We start from the raw sequence: 14,741 nt of genomic DNA, 5'->3' as shown, positions 1-14,741 counted from the left end.
TATCTCCATGCAGTACATTTCGACCCGGGGCGCTGCGCCCGTTCTGACGTTTGAACAGGCGATGCTGACAGGCCTCGCACGGGACGGGGGCCTTTATGTGCCCGAAAGCATTCCAACCCTGACCGAGGCCGAGATCACGGCGATGGCCGGGTTGCCCTATGAAGAGATCGCCTTTCGGGTGATGAACCCCTTCATCGGCGAGACCTTCACCGACGCAGAATTCAAGACCCTGATTGCGCAGGCCTACGCCGGTTTCGGCCATGCCGCGCGCGCGCCGCTCAAGCAACTCGCGCCCAACCACTTCCTGCTGGAACTGTTCCACGGCCCGACGCTGGCGTTCAAGGACTTCGCCATGCAGCTGATCGGTCAGCTGTTTCAGGCCTCGCTCACCCGGTCGGGCGACCGGGTGACCATCGTCGGCGCGACCTCGGGCGATACCGGGTCTGCCGCGATCGAGGCCTTCAAGGGCCTGAGCAACGTCGATGTGTTCATCCTGTTCCCGCATGGCCGCGTGTCCGAGGTTCAGCGCCGTCAGATGACGACGCCGGCCGAGTCGAACGTCCATGCGCTGGCGGTCGATGGCGATTTCGACACCTGCCAAGGCCTGCTGAAGGACATGTTCAACGATTTCGACTTCCGCGACCGGGTGCGGTTGGCGGGGGTCAACAGCATCAACTGGGCGCGCGTTCTGGCGCAGGTAGTCTATTACTTCAGCGCCGCCACCAGTCTGGGCGCGCCGCTGCGCCCGGTCGATTTCACCGTGCCCACCGGCAATTTCGGTGACATCTTCGCGGGCTATATCGCGCGCAAGATGGGCCTGCCGATCGGCAAGCTGGTGATCGCGACGAACCAGAACGACATCCTGCACCGGTGCCTGACCACCGGCGTGTACCAGACCGAAGGCGTCACGCCGTCGATCTCGCCGTCGATGGACATTCAGGTCAGCTCGAACTTCGAGCGGGCGCTGTTTGACGCCTATGGGCGCGATGGTAACGCCGTGGCGCAGCTGATGGATGAGCTGAAGACGACCGGCCAGTTCACCGTAAGCCAGGGCGCGCTGCAGGCCCTGCGCGAGGTCTTCGCCTCGGGCCGGGTGAGCGAGGCTGAAACCTCGGCCACCATCAAGGCGACGCTGGCCAATTCGGCCGAACTGCTCTGCCCGCATTCGGCGGTCGGTGTGGCCGTGGCTGAGGAGCATCTCGGCACCAACCCGATGATCACGCTGGCCACCGCCCATCCCGCCAAATTCCCCGACGCCGTCGAGGCCGCAAGCGGCATCCGCCCGCCGCTGCCGCCGCGCATGGCTGATCTGTTCGAGCGCGAGGAGCGCGTTACCCGTATGCCCAACGACCGCGCCGCCCTGCAGGCGCTGATCCTGCAACGTATTTCCAACGTGACGACTTCTAACGCGGCGGGGGTTTGATGCATCGCATCACGACGCTGTCCAACGGTTTCCGCATCGTTACTGAACCCATGCCCGGACTTGCCAGCGCGGCGGTCGGGATCTGGGTCACCGCCGGTGCGCGCCACGAAAAAGCCGACCAGAACGGCATCGCGCATTTTCTCGAACATATGGCGTTCAAGGGCACGGCCAAGCGCACGGCCCTGCAGATCGCCGAGGAAATCGAGGATGTTGGCGGCTATATCAACGCCTATACCAGCCGCGAGATGACCGCCTATTACGCCCGCGTGCTTGAGGCCGACGTGCCCCTCGCGCTGGACGTGATCGCCGACATCGTGCTGAATCCGGCCTTTGACCAGCGCGAGATCGAGGTCGAGCGCCATGTCATCCTGCAGGAAATCGGTCAGGCGGCGGATACGCCCGACGACGTGATTTTCGACTGGCTGCAAGAGGCGACCTACCCGGATCAGCCGATTGGTCGCCCGATCCTCGGGCCGGCTGAGCGTATCGCCAACTACGGTGCCGCCGATCTGCGTCGCTTTGTCGGCGGACACTACGGGCCGGGGCAGATGATCCTCGCCGCCTCGGGTGCAGTGCATCATGACACGCTGGTCAAGCTGGCCGAGGCGCTGTTCGGCAGCCTGCCCGCCGTGGCCCTGCCGGTCATCGAACCTGCACGATTCGAGATGAACGAGCGGCGCGAGATCAAGGACCTTGAACAGGCCCATTTCGCGCTGGCGTTCGAGGCCCCCTCGTTCCGCGACGCCGATCTGTTCACGGCGCAGGTGTACTCGGGCGTGATGGGCGGCGGCATGTCCTCGCGCTTGTTCCAGAAACTGCGCGAGGAACGCGGCCTGTGCTATACCACCTTCGCGCAGGCGGGGGCGCATGAGGATACTGGCTCAATCACGCTCTATTCGGGCACCGGGGCCAAGGACGTGCACGATCTGGCCAACCTGACCATCGACGAGCTGCGCCGCGCGACCACTGACCTGACCGAAGCCGAGGTCGCCCGCGCCCGCACGCAGATGAAAGCCGGGCTGCTGATGGGGCTGGAAAGCCCGTCCAGCCGGGCCGAACGTCTGGCGCGGCTGCTGGCGATCTGGGACCGCGTGCCCAGCCTTGAAGAGACCGTCGAGCGGATCGACGCCGTGGACCTGACCGCGCTCAAGACCTATGCCGAAAAGCTGGTCAGCGAAGGCCGCCTGTCGATGGCGCTCTATGGTCCGGTCGACACCGCGCCATCGCTGGAGGCGCTGCGCGAAAGGTTGGTGGCGTAATGTCCGGCTTCCTGCTGGCATCGAAGCGACGATTCCGGCTGGACACCGAACGGCTGAGCCTGCGCCTGCCCGAACACGCCGACTTTCGCATGTGGTCGGCGGTGCGCGAGGCCTCGGCCAGTTTTCTGGTCCCGTGGGAGCCAACATGGGCCGATGACCATCTGACGCGGCGCGCGTTTACCGGCCGGGTGCAATGGGCGGCGCGGGTGCGCAAACAGGGCACGGCGCTGCCGCTGTTCCTGATCCGGCGCAGCGACGAGCAGCTGTTGGGCGCGATCACGCTGGACAACATCCGGCGCGGCCCGGCGCTGTCGGGGACGGTGGGCTACTGGATCGGCCAGCCCTTTGCGCGCCACGGCTACATGCGCGAGGCATTGCGCGCCGTGGTGCATCACGCCTTCACCCAGCTCGACATCAGCCGGATCGAGGCCGCCTGCCTGCCCGAAAACGCCGCCTCGCGCGCGGTGCTGGAGAAGTCGGGCTTCAAATACGAGGGCGTGGCGCAGAGCTATCTGCAGATCAACGGTCGCTGGCGCAACCATGTGCTCTACTCCAACCTGCGGGGCGACCGGCGCGGGCGCACCGATGTCGCCTGACCCGCGCATCCTGCTGTTGCGCGGCGTCAATGTCGGCGCGCACCGCAAACTGCCGATGGCGGATCTGCGCGAGATTCTGGCGGGGCTGGGGCTGGTCGACGTGCGCACACATATCCAGAGCGGCAACGCGGTGTTCCGTGACCCACAGGGGCGCGAGGAGCTGGGTACGCTTATTTCGCAAGCCATCGGCGCGCGGTTTGCCTTTACGCCCGAATCGCTGGTGCTGGACCTGCCAGCCTTCGAGACTGTGCTGGAAGCGAATCCGTTTGCCGGGGAAGATCCGGGCAAGGTGTCGATCGGGTTTCTGGCCAGCCCCAGCACCGTTAGTGTGGACGTCTTGGAAGAACTCGCCGTCGGTGACGAGCGCTGCGCCCTGACCCCGGCGGCCTTCTACCTGCACGCGCCTGCCGGGATTGGCCGCTCGAAACTGGCGGCGCAGGCCGAGCGCAAGCTGGCCGTGGCGATGACCGTCCGCAACGCGCGCGTGGCTCAGGCCATCGCGACCCTGGCTCAGGAGCTGTGAGCATGCTGAACCCCTGCGATTCCGGTTTTCTGGACGCTCTGGAAGCGGCGCTGCCCGCCCGCACCCTGCGCCCGGTCGAGGACCGCTACCTGCGCGAGCCGCGCGGGCGGTATCTGGGGCAGGCGGGGGCGGTGGCCTGCCCCGCGTCAACCGCTGAGGTCGCCACCATCGTCAAGGCTGCGCAGGTGGCACGGGTCGGTGTGGTGCCCTATGGCGGCGGCACCGGGTTGGTCGGCGGGCAGGTGATGACCGCAGGACCCGCGCCGCTGATCCTGTCGCTGGAGCGGATGAACCGGGTTCGGGCGGTCGAGCCTGCGGGCAATGTCATGGTGGCCGAGGCGGGCTGCATTCTGGCCGATGTGCAGAATGCTGCGGCCGATGTGGACCGGCTGTTCCCGTTGTCGCTGGGCTCGGAAGGATCGGCGCGGATCGGCGGGCTGCTGGGCACCAACGCGGGCGGCACGGGCGTGCTGCGCTGGGGCAATATGCGCGAGCTGACGCTGGGGCTGGAAGTGGTGCTGGCCGATGGCTCGGTGCTCAACGGCCTCAAACGCCTGCGCAAGAACAACATGGGTTATGATCTGCGGCACCTGATGATCGGCTCGGAAGGCACGCTGGGGGTGATCACGGCAGCCTCGTTGCGGCTGTTCCAGCGGCCCGCGCGCACGGGTGCTGCGATGCTGGTGGTGCCGTCGCCCGAGGCGGCGCTGAAACTGCTGGCCTTGGCGCAGGCGCGGCTGGGCGAGGGGATCTCGGGCTTTGAGCTGATGGCCGGGCAGGGGCCGCGTTTCGTGGCCGAGGTGCTGCCGCAGGTGCGCCAACCTTTTGCCGACGTGCCCGACTGGATGGTGCTGATCGACCTGGGCCTGATCGCCGCGCTGGACCCGGTGGTCGAGCTGGAAGCGCTGTTCGAGGCCGCCGCCGAGGACGGGCTGGTCAGCGACGGGGTGATTGCGTCGAACGAGGCACAGCGCGCGCAGTTCTGGGCGCTGCGCGAGGCGATCCCGGAAGCCAACCGGCTGATCGGGGCGGTAGCCAGCCATGATGTGTCGGTGCCGCTGGCGGCGATCCCGGACTTCATCGAGCGCGCCACGGCGGCGCTGACGGCATTGGGGGATATGCGGATCAACTGCTTTGGCCATGTCGGCGACGGCAATCTGCATTTCAACGTCTTCCCGGCCCAAGGCCGTGACCGCGCCGAGTATGAACCGATCCGCGCCCAGGTGATCGAAACGGTGCATGATCTGGTGGCCGATTTCGACGGGTCGGTCAGCGCCGAGCATGGCATCGGGCGGCTGAAGACCGACGATCTGGAGCGCTATGGCGATCAGGTCGGGTTGGCGGTGATGCGGCAGATCAAGGCCGCGCTCGACCCGCACGGCATCCTGAACCCCGGCGTGGTGCTCAGGGACTAGGCGCGCGCGCGTCGCTCCCACCCACCCCCCCGCTCGTGCGCGCGCCCGTGCCTTTCGGGCGAGGCGCGCGCGGGTTGAGAACGGGTGGGCGTATTTGCGGCAAGATGAAAGCGCTGGTCGTCTCAGCTTTCGCCGGGGCGGGAGAGTTCGAACGGGTCGTCGACATAAGCGTAGTCGCGGTAGCCGAGGCGGCCGACGGGGGTGAAGGTTTCATAGGCGAAGCGGCCGTCGATCAGGCAATCGGGGTGCAGGTGGATGCCGGTGACTTCGCCCAGCACCAGCGTGTTGGCCTTGCCCTTCAGCGGGATGATCTGGGTCACGCGGCATTCCAGCGAGGCGGGCGCGGCGGTGACGCGCGAACAGGCGATGGTGTCGCAGTCGGTGCGCTCAAGCCCTGCCATGCTGAACTCGTCCACCTCTTTGGGCCACGGGCCGGAGGTGGTGTTCATCGCGTGCAGCAGCGTCTTGGAGACCACATTCACGCAGAAGACACCGGTTTCGCGGATGTTGGCGATGCTGTCCTTGGTGTTGTCGCGGTCAGGTTTGGCACCGGTCGAGGCGAACATCACTTGCGGCGGCACATAGGCGACAGCGTTGAAGAACGAGTAGGGCGCGAGGTTTTCGCTGCCATCCGCGCCTCCGGTCGAGATCCAGCCGATGGGCCGGGGCGAGACGAGGGCGTTGAACGGGTTGTGGGGCAGGCCGTGGCCATCGGCGGGGCGATAAAACATGGGTATCCTTGGGGCAGGTCTTGGGGTGCGGCGGGGATTTGATCTTGGATTTAACGCGTGTTAGGGGCGAGTCCAGCCTTTCCGCATCCCCCACGGGTGCCGCGGCAGGGATAATCCGGGCAGAGGTGGAGGGGCGGTTGGATCTGGAGCGGGAAGAGCCTGCCGATTGGTGGGAAGTCGAGGCGCTGTATGACCTGTGCTTTGCGCCCGGGCGCACGGCGCTGTCTTCGTACCGGCTGCGCGACGACGTGCCGCCGGTCGCCGATCTGTGTCTGGCGCTCTGGGATGAAACCGAGGCATTGGCGGGCGTGATCCGCTACTGGCCGGTGCGGGTCGGTGGTGTGGCGGCGTTGCTGCTGGGGCCGGTGGCCGTGCACCCGACGCGGCAGGGCGAGGGGCTGGCGGGCCTGTTGATCCGCGAAAGCCTGCGCCGGGCGCGGCGGCTGGGCTGGGAGCGGGTGATGCTGGTCGGCGACGCGCCCTATTACCAGCGCTTCGGCTTTACGCGGCTGCCCGGCGTGCTCATGCCACCGCCGACGAACCCGGACCGGGTTCTGGGGCTGGAACTGGCCGAGGGCGCGTGGGCCGGGATCACCGGAGCCGTGACGCGCTGGGAGGCCGGTCAGAGCGATGACAGGCTGCGCACGTAATCGTTGATCAGCGGGCGCAGGCGCTCTTCGCCGCGCGCCTTGGCCTCTTCGATGATCGACGACACCACCGAGCAATCGGCGCGGCGGATCAGATCCTTGACCGGGCCAATCGACGCCGGACGCATCGACAGCGAGCGCACACCGGCACCGATCAGCGTCAAGGCCTCGACCGGGCGACCGGCATCCTCACCGCAGAAACTGAGGGCGGTGCCGTTTTCGGCGCAGCGCTGGACGATTTTCTGGATGAAGGTGATGAAGGACGTCGACAGCGTGTCGTAGCGACGGCGCACCAGTTCATTTTCGCGGTCAGCCGCGTAGAAGAACTGTTTGAGGTCATTGCCACCGATCGAGATGAAATCGGCCATCTTGAAGAACGCATCCGGCGCAAAGGCGAGGCTGGGGGTTTCCAGCATCGCGCCGACTTCCAGTTTTTCGGGCAGCAGGTGTCCCAGATGGGCCTCGCGCTCGATCTCGCGCAGGAGCAGCTCACGCGCCTGCACAAACTCTGACATTTCGGCGACCAGCGGGAACATCACGGTCAGCGGTCGCCCGGCCGAGGCGCGGATCAGCGCCTGCAGCTGCATGCGCATCACGCCCTTTTTGTCCAGGCCGACCCGCACCGCCCGCCAGCCCATCGCGGGGTTTGGCTCCTCGGGCCGGTTCATGTAGGGCATCACCTTGTCCGAGCCGATGTCGAGCGTGCGGAACACCACGCGCTTGCCGTCGGCGGCCTTGAGCACGCGGGCATAGAGCGCGGCCAGATCCGAGCGGCGCGGCATCGAATTGCGCAGCAGGAACTGCAGCTCGGTGCGGAACAGCCCGACGCCTTCGGCACCAGAGCCACTGAGCGAGGGCAGGTCAGCCATGATGCCCGCGTTCATGTGCAGCCCCACCAGTGAGCCACAGGTCGCTTGTGCGGGCAAATCGCGCAGCGCGGCAAAGCGGGCGGCGGCCTGCGTCTGCATGATGATCTTGTCGCGGTAGGCCGAGGCCACGCTTTCATCGGGGCGCAGATGCACCACGCCTTCGTCGCCATCGACGATGATCGTGTCGCCGTTCAGCGCCTCGGTTGTGACACCGTCGCAATGCACGACCAGCGGGATCGCCAGCGCGCGGGCGACCACGGCGGCATGCGAGCCGACCGAGCCTTCCTCCAGCACGACGCCCTTGAGCAGCTTGCCGTATTCCAGCAGCTCGCCCGGCCCGATGTTGCGCGCCACAAGGATCGGGCGGTCGGGCATGGTAGCGCCGGTGTCGCGGCCTTGCCCGGTCAGGATGCGCAGCAGACGGTTGGACAGGTCGTCCAGATCGTGCAACCGGTCGCGCAGATAGGGGTCGGGCACCTGTTGCAGGCGGGCGCGGGCGTCGGATTGTTCTTTTTCGACCGCCGCTTCCGCTGACAGGCCGTTCTCAATGCTCTGTTCCATCCGCCGCAGCCAGCCGCGCGAGTTGGCGAACATGCGGTAGGCTTCGAGAATATCGGCGTGTTCCTTGTCGCCCGTCGCGGCGGCCTGCATCAGGTCATTGACCGAAACGCGCAGCCGCTCGACCCCGACACGCAGGCGCTCGCTTTCGGCCACCGGGTCGTCGTTGACCAGATTGGTGACCACGACTCGCGGCTCGTGCAGCCAGACGTTGCCTTCGGTCGTGCCCTCTTGGCCTGAGCCGCCGCGCAGCATTACCGGGTGCTTGTGCGGGCGGGCGATGGTGGTGTCTTCGCTGGTGAAGGCACCCAGTTCGGTCATCTCGGCCAGAACCATGGCCACGACGTCCAACGCGTAGACTTCATCCTCAGAGAACGCGCGGGCTTCGTTCGATTGCACGACCAGAACGCCCAGCTTCTCGCCCAGCCGCTGGATGGGGACGCCCAGAAAGCTGGAGTAAATTTCTTCGCCGGTTTCGGGCATGTAGCGGAAACCGCGTTCGCTGGGGGCGTCGGCGGTGTTCACGGCGGTGGCGGTGCGCGCGACGCGGCCGACCAGACCCTCACCCAGACGCAGCCGGGTGCGGTGGACGGCTTCCGCCTTGAGCCCGCGCGTGGCGCAGAGTTCCATCGTCTCGCGGTCGCGAAACAGATAGATCGAGCACACGTCGGTATTCATCGACTCGGCGATCAGGCCGACGATGCGGTCGAGCCGCTCTTGCCCCTGCCCGGGTTCGGCCAGAGTGTCGCGAAGGCGCTGCAGAAGGCGGCGGCTATCGCTTTCGCTACGGTCCTGCATCGGTGCGAATGTCCTGTCCATCTTATCGGGTGGCGCGACTGGACCTTAGATCAACTTAAGGCCGAAAGGAAACGCCTTTGCGACGCCGCAGCGCGGCGACGCCGGGCCGCATTCCATCTGCCGGAATAGCAGGCGTCGGCAGAGCCGACTGCCTGCACACCGTCACGCCGCAGAATCCAGAGCGAAGGCGTCGTGCAGAATCTGCACGGCAAGCTCCATATAGCGCCGGTCGATCAGCACCGAGATCTTGATTTCCGAGGTCGCGATCACCTTGATGTTGATGTTCTCGGCCGAGAGGGCTTTGAACATCCGCGCGGCAACCCCGGCGTGGCTCCGCATGCCGATGCCGACGACCGAGACCTTGCTGACATCGGTGTCGATGATCAGCTCGTCATATTTGATCTTGCCCTCGGCGCGGGCTTCTTCCATCGCCTTCTTGGCGCGGGCGACCTGATCGACGGGGCAGGAAAAGGTCATGTCGGTGACAGCGCCCGCATGGGCCGCGTCATAGTCCTTTTCGCTGATGTTCTGCACGATCATATCGACATTCACCCCCGCATCGGCCAGCGGGCCAAAGATCGCGGCGGCGATGCCGGGGCGGTCCTCGATGGTGAAAAGGGTGATCTTGGCCTCATCGCGCGAATGGGCGACGCCGGACACGACTTTCGATTCCATGATTTCCTCCTCGTCACAGACCAAGGTGCCGGACGTTTCATCGGTTTCGTCAAACGAAGACAGCACCCGCAGGCGCACTTTATAGCGCATCGCCAGCTCGACCGAGCGGGTTTGCAGAACCTTCGCGCCCAGAGACGCCAGTTCGAGCATTTCCTCGAAGCTGATCTTGTCAAGCTTGCGCGCTTTGGAGGTGATGCGCGGATCGGTGGTATAGATCCCGTCGACATCGGTATAGATATCGCAGCGCTCGGCATCGAAGGCGGCGGCGAAGGCGACGGCGGTGGTGTCCGAGCCGCCCCGGCCCAGCGTGGTGATGCGGCCTTCGGGGCTGACGCCCTGAAAACCGGCCACGACCGCGACCTTGAAGCCTTCGGCGAATTTCGCGTCGATGTTGTCGCGCGGGATGCTTTCAAACCGCGCCGCGCTATGGGCCGAGGTGGTGTTGATCGGCACCTGCCAGCCCTGCCAGCTGCGGGCCGAGATGCCCATCTCTTGCAGGCGCAGCGCCATCAGGCCAGCGGTGACATTCTCACCCGACGAAACAACGGCGTCATATTCGCGCGCGTCGTAAAAGCCCGAGGTGTCATTGACCCATTTGACCAGCTCATTGGTCTTGCCCGACATGGCCGAGACAATGACGATCACGTCATAGCCACGCTCGACTTCGCGTTTCACCTTTTCAGCGGCGTTGGCGATCCGACCCAGGTCAGCCACCGACGTTCCGCCGAATTTCATAACCAGGATCGGCATAGACCCCCCCGCAACAGGTGCGCGGCACCCCTTGTGCGACGCGCGCTTCTCTTACGCGCGGGTTGCGGGCGGTGCAAGGGTCGCGAAACCGCTTACAGAGCGCTGGCGTGCAGCAGGGTTTGCGGGCGCTGGTTGGTGTCGAAACCATCGCTGCCGGCAACGCCAGAGGCGATCGAGATCGTGGCGGCAACGGCGATACAGGCAGCAGCGGCCCCCATCGTGACCCAGTCGATGCGACCTTCGGTCGACACGGGACGAGACGGGGCGGTCATGGACATACGCGACATTGTTGATCCTCTCTCCATGGCTGGCTTGTTGACAAGCAAGACACAGAGACAATGCGCCCAAATCGTGAAAAGTTCCTGACCAAGCCAAGAATGCGCGGTTTACTGCGCGGTTTGTCGCCGGATCTCAGTTCGTGCGGGCCTTGGGGATAAACGGCAGCGGGGCGACGGGAACGCCTTCCTCTGCCAGCGCGCGGGCCTCTTCAAAGCGCGCTTCGCCCCAGATCGGACGCTCGGGTGCGTCGCCCAGATGCATGGCGCGGGCCTGTTTGACGAAATCGGTGCCGACGTAATCCGAGTTTTCCTCAACATGACGCCGCAAGGCCGCGAGCTTTTCCTCGGGTCCGCCTGCGACGGGCGTCAGCGCTTTCGCGGTGCTTTCACCGTCGGCATTGGCGACCGAGGGGGCCATCAGCGCCTTTTCGACCTGCGTGCTGCCGCAGTGCGCACAGCTCAGATGCCCCGCTTTCTTCAACGTGTCAAAACCCGACGCCGAGGCAAACCAGCTCTCGAACGCGTGTCCCTGATCGCATTTCAGGCTGTATCGGATCATTGTCTCTCCATAGAGCCACTCAATCGTTAAAATAGTCTTTGCGCCAGCCCCTGCAAGCGTCTCGCTGCGCCGCCGCGTCATTGGCATGGCGGGCTTGTACGCCGCCCATAGCGGTTTACCTTTTGCCCAAAGGAGACTTGCCGTGCATCACTATTCCATCCTCGATCTGTCCACCGTGCCCGAGGGCGGCACCCCCGCCGATGCGTTGCGGGGCTCTGTCGCGCTGGCGCAGGCGGGCGAGCGGCTGGGTTTCAACCGTTTCTGGCTGGCCGAGCACCACAACATGACCGGCATCGCCAGCGCCGCGACTGCTGTCGTCATCGGCCATGTCGCGGGCCACACCAAGACGATCCGCGTTGGCGCGGGTGGCATCATGCTGCCCAACCATGCCCCTCTGACCGTGGCCGAGTCCTTTGGCACGCTCGAAACCCTCTATCCGGGCCGCATTGACCTTGGGTTGGGCCGTGCACCGGGTACCGATGGCGCGACGATGCAGGCGCTGCGGCGTTACATGCAGGGCGAGGATACTTTCCCGCAGGATGTCGTCGAACTGCTGCACTATCTGGGCGACGAAGACCCCAAGGCGCAGGTCCGCGCCGTGCCGGGGACGGGGACGCATGTGCCGATCTGGATCCTCGGCTCCAGCCTGTACGGCGCGCAGCTGGCAGCCTATCTGGGTCTGCCGTATGCCTTCGCCTCGCATTTCGCCCCTGCTGCGCTGGATGACGCACTGGCGATCTATCGGTCGCGCTTCAAACCCTCGCAATGGCTGCAAAAGCCCTACGCGATGGTCGCCGCCGGGCTGTTTGCCGCCGACACCGATGACGAGGCGCATTACCTGCGGTCGTCGCAGATGCTGTCCTTTGCCCGGTTGCGCAGCGGCCAGCCCGGCAAACTGCCGCGCCCGGTCAAGGACATCCGCGAGCATATCTCGGCCCCGCTGCTGGCGCAGGTGTCGGGGGCGTTTTCGGTGTCTGCTGTGGGATCGCCGGCAACGCTGGAAACCGAGCTGAAAGCGATTATCGAGCGCACCCGGCCCGACGAGATGATCTTCACCGGCGCGATCCATGATCCGGCCAAGCGCATCCGTTCGTTCGAGATTGCGTCGGACGTGCTCAAAGGGCTGGTGAAGACCCCGGCCTAAGCCGCCAGCTGCACGATCACCGCCCCCGCCGCAATCATCGCCATCAGCGCGACGCGGCGGGGGCCGGTGCTTTCGCCCAGCATCACCCAGCCGATCAGCGCGGCGAACACCGTCGAGGTTTCGCGCAACACCGCGGCCTGACCGACCGGCCCCAGCCGCGTGGCCAGCATGATGCCGCCAAAGCTGCAAAAGGCGACCAGCGCGCCAAAGAACCCGCGCTTGAGCAGGTTGCGCAGATCCTCGCGCGGCATCGCCATCATGCGCCGGGCGCAAACCACCGGCATGAACACGCTGTCGATCAGGAAGAACCACGCCAGGAAGGTGAACGGGTCCGCCGTCGCCCGAATGCCGTAAGCGTCATAGGTGGTGTAAAGCGCCACCATCGCCCCGGTCGCCACGGCAAAGCCCAAGGCGGGCACCAGCGTTTCACGGTTCACGGTGATCTTGCGCAGATTATACAGCGCCAGCCCGTAAATCCCGCCCAACAGTACCCCGACGCCCAGCCATTGCACGGCGTTGAAATGCTCGCCAAAGATCAGCCCCGCGCCGATCACCGCGAACAGCGGGCCGGTGCCGCGCACCACGGGATAGACCACCGTGTAAGCCCCGCGCGTGTAGGTCATCGCCTGCAGGATCTTGTAAATCACATGGATCACCCATGCCCCGGCGAAGATCGGCCACATATGCGGCTCGGGCCAAGGCACGACGAACAGCACCAAAGGCACTGACAGCGAGAAGGTGAAGACGTCGATCCCGGCGCGCGAGATCCACGGGTCATGACGCCCCTTCTGCAATGCGCCGAAGACCGCGTGCAGTACGGCGGCAGCAAGGGCGAAGGCCATCGACAGGTAAAGACCCGTCTGCGTACCTTCCTGCGCGATCAGCCAGTTGCTCAATTGGGGAAACCTTTGGCGGCGGTCCTCGTGCTTGTGCACACAAGGGCAGGCGGGGGCAAGACCGGCACGCACTGGACGCCGATCCGCGCCGCCCTACAACAAGGGCATGTGGGACATTATCTCAAGCGAATTCGCCCCGGCCAGCACCGTCGTCTCCACCCCGGCGGCGTTGCTGCGGCTGTTGAGTGCGTTGGTGCTGGGGGCCGCCATCGGTATCGAACGCGAGTGGCGCCAGAAGGCCGCAGGGCTCAGGACGCATATTCTGGTCTCGGTCGCCGCCTGCCTTTTTGTCATTCTGGGGCTGGAAATCAGCGCGCTGGATTTCGGCGCCGCCGGCGAGCAGCGCAACGATCCCTTGCGCATGATCGAGGCGGTGACGGCGGGTGTGGCGTTTCTGGCAGCGGGGATGATCTTCACCTCAAAGGGCGAAGTGCGCAACGTCACCACCGGCGCCTCCCTGTGGCTGGCGGGCGCCGTCGGGCTGGGCTGTGGCACCGGGCGCGAATCACTGGCGTTGATGGCCACGCTGATCGTGGTCGCTGTTCTGGCCATGCTGCGGCTGGTCGAAAAGGACAAACACCAGGAGTGAGTCGCTCAGTCCGCGCTTCCCGTCAGCGCCACGGCGAAATCGCGCGCATCGAAGGCGTCGAGATCGTCGATCTGCTCGCCCACCCCGATGGCATGGATCGGCAGGCCGAAGCGGTCGGCCAGCGCCACCAGCACACCACCGCGCGCGGTGCCGTCGAGCTTGGTCATGATCAGACCCGAAACATTGGCCATCTGGCGGAAGACCTCGACCTGAGTGACGGCGTTCTGGCCGGTGGTGGCGTCGAGCACCAGAAGCGTGTTGTGCGGCGCTGAGGGGTCTTTCTTGCGGATGACGCGGACGATCTTGGCCAGTTCCTCCATCAGATCGGCGCGGTTTTGCAGCCGCCCGGCAGTGTCGATCATCAACAGGTCTGCCCCTTCGGCCTGCGCGCGGGTCAGCGCGTCGAAGGCGAGCGAGGCGGGGTCCGAGCCTTCGGGCGCGGTCATCACCGGCACGCCCGCGCGCTCGCCCCAGACCTGCAGTTGCTCGACAGCGGCGGCGCGGAACGTGTCCCCGGCGGCGATGATCACCGACTTGCCCGCCGCGCGGAACTGCGAGGCCAGCTTGCCGATCGTCGTGGTCTTGCCCGCGCCGTTGACGCCGACCACCAGCACCACCTGCGGGCGCTTGGGGTAAAGCGGCATGGGCCGGGCGACGGGTTCCATGATGCGGGTGATCTCGTCGGCGAGAGCTTCCTTGATCTCGGCCGTGCTGACCCGGCGGCCAAAGCGGCCCGCCGCGATGTTGGCCGTCACCTTGAGCGCGGTTTCCACGCCCAGATCGGCCTGCACCAGAAGGTCTTCAAGCTCCTCGACAAACGCATCATCCAGCACCCGGCGCGGCGCGTCGCTGCGCCCGGTCAGGCGCGAGAGCAGACCGGGTTTGGTGATCTCGACGGGAGCGGCGGGACTGGCGGGCGGAATGTCCGGCGCAGACGTGGCATCCGCCGCGACGAGCGCATCAAGCCCCTCATCGAGTTTCGAGGAGGAGCGGAACATCCGTTCCTTGAGTTTGCCGAAAAAAGACATGGG

15 protein-coding genes are annotated in these 14,741 nt (G+C 65.8%); 8 read left to right on the top strand and 7 right to left on the bottom strand.

Going from position 1 to position 14,741, the window contains the following annotated elements:
• Positions 1–7: 7 nt before the first annotated feature.
• From thrC to EAE28_RS06500, 5 genes are read left to right on the top strand one after another with little or no spacing between them, the layout of a single operon-like run.
• Positions 8–1,423, top strand: coding sequence for a threonine synthase (gene thrC / locus EAE28_RS06520; RefSeq protein WP_127105021.1), 1,416 nt, complete (start codon positions 8–10; stop codon positions 1,421–1,423).
• Complete coding sequence (locus EAE28_RS06515; protein WP_425466760.1) at positions 1,423–2,682, top strand: M16 family metallopeptidase; 1,260 nt, start codon at positions 1,423–1,425, stop codon at positions 2,680–2,682. The genes thrC and EAE28_RS06515 overlap by 1 nt, the downstream gene beginning before the upstream one ends.
• A complete protein-coding gene (locus tag EAE28_RS06510; RefSeq protein WP_425466759.1) occupies positions 2,682–3,278 on the top strand; it encodes a GNAT family N-acetyltransferase in 597 nt (198 codons plus the stop codon). The genes EAE28_RS06515 and EAE28_RS06510 overlap by 1 nt, the downstream gene beginning before the upstream one ends.
• Positions 3,268–3,801 (top strand): DUF1697 domain-containing protein, encoded by a 534-nt coding sequence (locus tag EAE28_RS06505; RefSeq protein ID WP_220443899.1) that lies wholly within the window; start codon positions 3,268–3,270, stop codon positions 3,799–3,801. Before EAE28_RS06510 ends, EAE28_RS06505 begins: the two co-directional genes overlap by 11 nt.
• Before the next feature lie 2 nt (positions 3,802–3,803).
• Positions 3,804–5,216 carry an FAD-binding oxidoreductase gene (locus tag EAE28_RS06500; RefSeq protein WP_127105018.1) on the top strand — a complete coding sequence of 471 codons (1,413 nt, stop codon included), beginning with the start codon at positions 3,804–3,806 and terminating at the stop codon, positions 5,214–5,216.
• A gap of 122 nt (positions 5,217–5,338) precedes the next feature.
• Here the strand turns inward: EAE28_RS06500 and EAE28_RS06495 are convergent, their stop codons facing one another.
• A complete protein-coding gene (locus EAE28_RS06495) occupies positions 5,339–5,947 on the bottom strand; it encodes a flavin reductase family protein (protein ID WP_127105017.1) in 609 nt (202 codons plus the stop codon).
• Positions 5,948–6,084: 137 nt separating this feature from the next.
• Between EAE28_RS06495 and EAE28_RS06490 the strand changes: the two genes are divergently transcribed.
• Positions 6,085–6,597, top strand: coding sequence for a GNAT family N-acetyltransferase (locus EAE28_RS06490; protein ID WP_127105016.1), 513 nt, complete (start codon positions 6,085–6,087; stop codon positions 6,595–6,597).
• On the opposite strand, the gene ptsP is transcribed toward EAE28_RS06490, so the two are convergent.
• The 4 genes from ptsP to EAE28_RS06470 all read right to left on the bottom strand — a co-directional run bounded on the left by ptsP (position 6,570) and on the right by EAE28_RS06470 (position 11,081).
• Positions 6,570–8,819 carry a phosphoenolpyruvate--protein phosphotransferase gene (ptsP, locus tag EAE28_RS06485; protein WP_127105015.1) on the bottom strand — a complete coding sequence of 750 codons (2,250 nt, stop codon included), beginning with the start codon at positions 8,817–8,819 and terminating at the stop codon, positions 6,570–6,572. The two genes, EAE28_RS06490 and ptsP, sit on opposite strands and share 28 nt — an antisense overlap.
• A 162-nt stretch (positions 8,820–8,981) precedes the next feature.
• Positions 8,982–10,244: an aspartate kinase gene (locus EAE28_RS06480; protein WP_127105014.1), complete on the bottom strand. Its 1,263-nt coding sequence runs from the start codon at positions 10,242–10,244 to the stop codon at positions 8,982–8,984.
• Positions 10,245–10,336: 92 nt separating this feature from the next.
• The gene (locus tag EAE28_RS06475; protein ID WP_164736563.1) at positions 10,337–10,531 is read right to left on the bottom strand and encodes a hypothetical protein; all 195 of its coding nucleotides are present in this window, start codon (positions 10,529–10,531) and stop codon (positions 10,337–10,339) included.
• A 124-nt stretch (positions 10,532–10,655) separates the two neighbouring features.
• The gene (locus EAE28_RS06470; RefSeq protein ID WP_127105012.1) at positions 10,656–11,081 is read right to left on the bottom strand and encodes a DUF1178 family protein; all 426 of its coding nucleotides are present in this window, start codon (positions 11,079–11,081) and stop codon (positions 10,656–10,658) included.
• A gap of 142 nt (positions 11,082–11,223) precedes the next feature.
• On the opposite strand from EAE28_RS06470, the gene EAE28_RS06465 reads away from it, so the two are divergent.
• Entirely contained in the window at positions 11,224–12,225 is a 1,002-nt protein-coding gene (locus tag EAE28_RS06465) for an LLM class flavin-dependent oxidoreductase (RefSeq protein WP_127105011.1), read from the top strand.
• On the opposite strand, the gene EAE28_RS06460 is transcribed toward EAE28_RS06465, so the two are convergent.
• The gene (locus EAE28_RS06460; protein ID WP_127105010.1) at positions 12,222–13,121 is read right to left on the bottom strand and encodes an EamA family transporter; all 900 of its coding nucleotides are present in this window, start codon (positions 13,119–13,121) and stop codon (positions 12,222–12,224) included. The two genes, EAE28_RS06465 and EAE28_RS06460, sit on opposite strands and share 4 nt — an antisense overlap.
• Before the next feature lie 106 nt (positions 13,122–13,227).
• Here EAE28_RS06460 and EAE28_RS06455 point away from each other — a divergent pair, with 106 nt between their 5' ends.
• Entirely contained in the window at positions 13,228–13,710 is a 483-nt protein-coding gene (locus EAE28_RS06455; protein WP_127105009.1) for an MgtC/SapB family protein, read from the top strand.
• A 5-nt stretch (positions 13,711–13,715) separates the two neighbouring features.
• Here EAE28_RS06455 and ftsY read toward each other — a convergent pair whose 3' ends face one another.
• Positions 13,716–14,738: a signal recognition particle-docking protein FtsY gene (gene ftsY / locus EAE28_RS06450; RefSeq protein ID WP_127105008.1), complete on the bottom strand. Its 1,023-nt coding sequence runs from the start codon at positions 14,736–14,738 to the stop codon at positions 13,716–13,718.
• Positions 14,739–14,741: the final 3 nt, after the last annotated feature.

This window comes from Pararhodobacter zhoushanensis (assembly GCF_003990445.1).
In the GTDB taxonomy this organism is placed as follows: domain Bacteria; phylum Pseudomonadota; class Alphaproteobacteria; order Rhodobacterales; family Rhodobacteraceae; genus Pararhodobacter; species Pararhodobacter zhoushanensis.
Note: the sequence above shows the minus strand (reverse complement) of the source record. Positions and strands in the feature narration are given on the sequence as shown.

Bases quoted from the DNA above. Each gene is read 5' to 3' on its own strand.
- thrC (WP_127105021.1), top strand. From the start codon at position 8: ATGCAGTACATTTCGACCCGGGGCGCTGCGCCCGTTCTGACGTTTGAA.
- EAE28_RS06510 (WP_425466759.1), top strand. From the start codon at position 2,682: ATGTCCGGCTTCCTGCTGGCATCGAAGCGACGATTCCGGCTGGACACC.
- EAE28_RS06500 (WP_127105018.1), top strand. From the start codon at position 3,804: ATGCTGAACCCCTGCGATTCCGGTTTTCTGGACGCTCTGGAAGCGGCG.
- EAE28_RS06470 (WP_127105012.1), bottom strand. From the start codon at position 11,081: ATGATCCGATACAGCCTGAAATGCGATCAGGGACACGCGTTCGAGAGC.
- ftsY (WP_127105008.1), bottom strand. From the start codon at position 14,738: ATGTCTTTTTTCGGCAAACTCAAGGAACGGATGTTCCGCTCCTCCTCG.
- EAE28_RS06455 (WP_127105009.1), top strand. From the start codon at position 13,228: ATGTGGGACATTATCTCAAGCGAATTCGCCCCGGCCAGCACCGTCGTC.
- EAE28_RS06505 (WP_220443899.1), top strand. From the start codon at position 3,268: ATGTCGCCTGACCCGCGCATCCTGCTGTTGCGCGGCGTCAATGTCGGC.
- EAE28_RS06475 (WP_164736563.1), bottom strand. From the start codon at position 10,531: ATGTCGCGTATGTCCATGACCGCCCCGTCTCGTCCCGTGTCGACCGAA.
- EAE28_RS06495 (WP_127105017.1), bottom strand. From the start codon at position 5,947: ATGTTTTATCGCCCCGCCGATGGCCACGGCCTGCCCCACAACCCGTTC.
- ptsP (WP_127105015.1), bottom strand. From the start codon at position 8,819: ATGCAGGACCGTAGCGAAAGCGATAGCCGCCGCCTTCTGCAGCGCCTT.
- EAE28_RS06480 (WP_127105014.1), bottom strand. From the start codon at position 10,244: ATGCCGATCCTGGTTATGAAATTCGGCGGAACGTCGGTGGCTGACCTG.
- EAE28_RS06515 (WP_425466760.1), top strand. From the start codon at position 1,423: ATGCATCGCATCACGACGCTGTCCAACGGTTTCCGCATCGTTACTGAA.